At 67.7% G+C, this 2,341-nt stretch carries 3 protein-coding genes; 1 reads left to right on the top strand and 2 read right to left on the bottom strand.

Going from position 1 to position 2,341, the window contains the following annotated elements; all coding sequences use genetic code 11:
- Positions 1 to 720: MFS transporter (locus tag BIS11_RS15435; protein WP_253586481.1), on the top strand; the 720-nt coding region annotated here is incomplete at its 5' end.
- A gap of 82 nt (positions 721 to 802) precedes the next feature.
- Here BIS11_RS15435 and BIS11_RS15430 read toward each other — a convergent pair.
- Both BIS11_RS15430 and BIS11_RS15425 read right to left on the bottom strand, forming a co-directional pair.
- Complete coding sequence (locus BIS11_RS15430; protein WP_253425491.1) at positions 803 to 1,981, bottom strand: acetyl-CoA C-acetyltransferase; 1,179 nt, start codon at positions 1,979 to 1,981, stop codon at positions 803 to 805.
- A 127-nt stretch (positions 1,982 to 2,108) separates the two neighbouring features.
- A partial coding sequence (locus BIS11_RS15425; RefSeq protein ID WP_253586480.1) for a pantoate--beta-alanine ligase occupies positions 2,109 to 2,341 on the bottom strand: 233 nt, incomplete at its 5' end.

Below are 2,341 nucleotides of genomic sequence, written 5' to 3'. Positions count from 1 at the left end.
CCGCTGGGGACGCTTCTGGGCGACATGAGCAGCTGGCGCTGGGTATTCGGCGGGCTCGGCGGCGTCAGCCTGATCGTCGGCGGTGCACTCTGGCTGACGCTACCGGCGCTGGCCCCGCGCGAGCCGGTGCGCCTGGGCGTGCTGTTTCGCCAGCTCGCCAATCGTGGCGTGCGCGTGGCGGTGCTGACCACCGGCTGCGTGGTGGTAGGCCACTTCGTCGCCTACACCTTCATCAGCCCGGTCCTGCAGAGCATCAGCGGCGTCGAACAGCGCCACGTGGGGACGCTTTTGCTGCTCTATGGCGCGGCGGGCATCATCGGCAACGTGGTGGCGGGAATGAGGGCGGCGCGCAATCCTTATATCGCCGTGCTGACGATTCCGGTGCTGCTGGTCGTGATCGTGGCGAGCTTTCCGCTGCTGGGCACGAACCCGCTCACCGGCGTGGGGCTCTTGATGCTGTGGGGCGCGGTCTTCGGCGGCATCTCGGTGAGCATTCAAACCTGGATCCTGCGCACCGCCCCGAACACCGAAGCGGCGACCGCCCTGATGGCCTTCGTGTTCAACTTGTCGATCGGCCTTGGCGCGCTGCTCGGCGGGCGAGTGGTCGATGCCACGAGCCTGCCTACCACCCTGTGGTCCGCCGCAGCGCTGTTCCTGGTCGGCGTGGTGCTGGTCGGGCGCACGCCGTCTCGGCTGGTCAACAAAGAGCGAATCAGGTAGCTTCCGTGAGCGTCGCTTGAGCGCTCCAAAAGCAAAAGCCCCGGCCATTCGCCGGGGCTTTTCATTTGAGGGCTTGCTGGCTCTACGGGCGCTCGATCGCCAACGCCACGCCCTGGCCGCCACCGATGCAGAGGGTGGCGAGGCCTTTCTTGGCATCGCGGGCGATCATCTCGTGGATCAGGGAGACCAGCACGCGACAGCCCGAGGCGCCGATGGGGTGGCCAAGGGCGATGGCGCCGCCGTTGACGTTCACTTTTGATACGTCCCAGCCGAGCTCCTTGTTGACCGACAGCGCCTGGGCAGCGAAGGCCTCGTTGGCCTCGGCCAGATCCAGATCGTCGATGCTCCAGCCCGCCTTTTCCAGGCAGCGCCGGGTCGCCGGTGCCGGGCCGATGCCCATGATCGCCGGATCCACCCCGGCGTTGGCGTAGGCCTTGATGCGCACCAGCGGCGTAAGGCCCAGCTCTTTCGCCTTCTCGGCGGAGCAGACCATGACCACGGCAGCGCCGTCGTTGAGCGACGAGGCGTTGCCGGCGGTCACGGTGCCATCCTTCTTGAAGGCGGGCTTCATGGCGCCCAGCTTGTCGGCGGTGACTTCGCGCGGGTTCTCGTCGGTATCGAAGACGATCGGGTCGCCCTTGCGCTGGGGAATCTCGACCGGCACGATCTGGCTCTTGAACTTGCCCTCCTTGATCGCACGGGCGGCGTTCTGCTGCGACTGGGCGGCGAACTCGTCCATCTGCTCGCGGGTGATGCCGTACTTCTCGGCCAGGTTCTCCGCGGTGATGCCCATGTGGTAGTCGTTGAAGGCGTCCCACAGGCCGTCGTGCACCATGGTGTCGATCGCCTTCCAGTCGCCCATGCGCTGGCCCTGGCGCGAGTGCGGGAGCACGTGGGGCGAGGCGGACATGTTCTCCTGACCGCCGGCGATGATCAGCTCGGCGTCGCCGCAGAGAATCGCTTGCGTTGCCAGATGCACCGCCTTGAGGCCGGAACCGCACACCTTGTTGATGGTCATCGCCGGGACGGCGTCCGGCAGGCCCGCCTTGATCGAAGCCTGGCGCGCCGGGTTCTGGCCCACGCCCGCGGTCAGCACCTGACCGAGCAGCACCTCGTCGACCTGGTCGGGCGAGACGCCGGTGGAGGCGAGGATGTCCTTGATCACCAAGGCGCCGAGATCGCTTGCGGGAATGCCGGCGAGCGAGCCGCCGAAGCTGCCGACTGCGGTGCGCCGCGCCGCGACAATGACCACTTCTTGCATGAGAGGGCTCCTGAATTTGATCGGGCGTCATGCCCGGGAACGAGTGCGTACTGCTCAAGCATGTCCGGTCAGCATAGGGCGAGTCGCGCATCGCGGCAATACGCGATTGGTAGCGCGCCGGCAGCCCTCAGCCGAGCGTCACGGTGATATTGTCGATCAGCCGCGCCGGCCCGAGCCGGGCGGCGGCGAGCAGCACCGCCTCGCGCGTGGCCGGGGTGACGGGGCCGAGATCGGCGCCTGCAAGCTCCACGTAGTCCGGCGTGAAACCCGCATCAGCAAGGCGCCGGGTCGCATCGTCGATCACCTCGGGAGCCGGGTCGCCGCGCTCCAGCGCCGCCTTGGCCGCCAGCAGGGTACGGT

Origin of the sequence: Halomonas sp. 707D4 (genome assembly GCF_024158685.1) — a bacterium.
Classification (GTDB): Bacteria; Pseudomonadota; Gammaproteobacteria; order Pseudomonadales; family Halomonadaceae; genus Vreelandella.
Note: the sequence above shows the minus strand (reverse complement) of the source record. Positions and strands in the feature narration are given on the sequence as shown.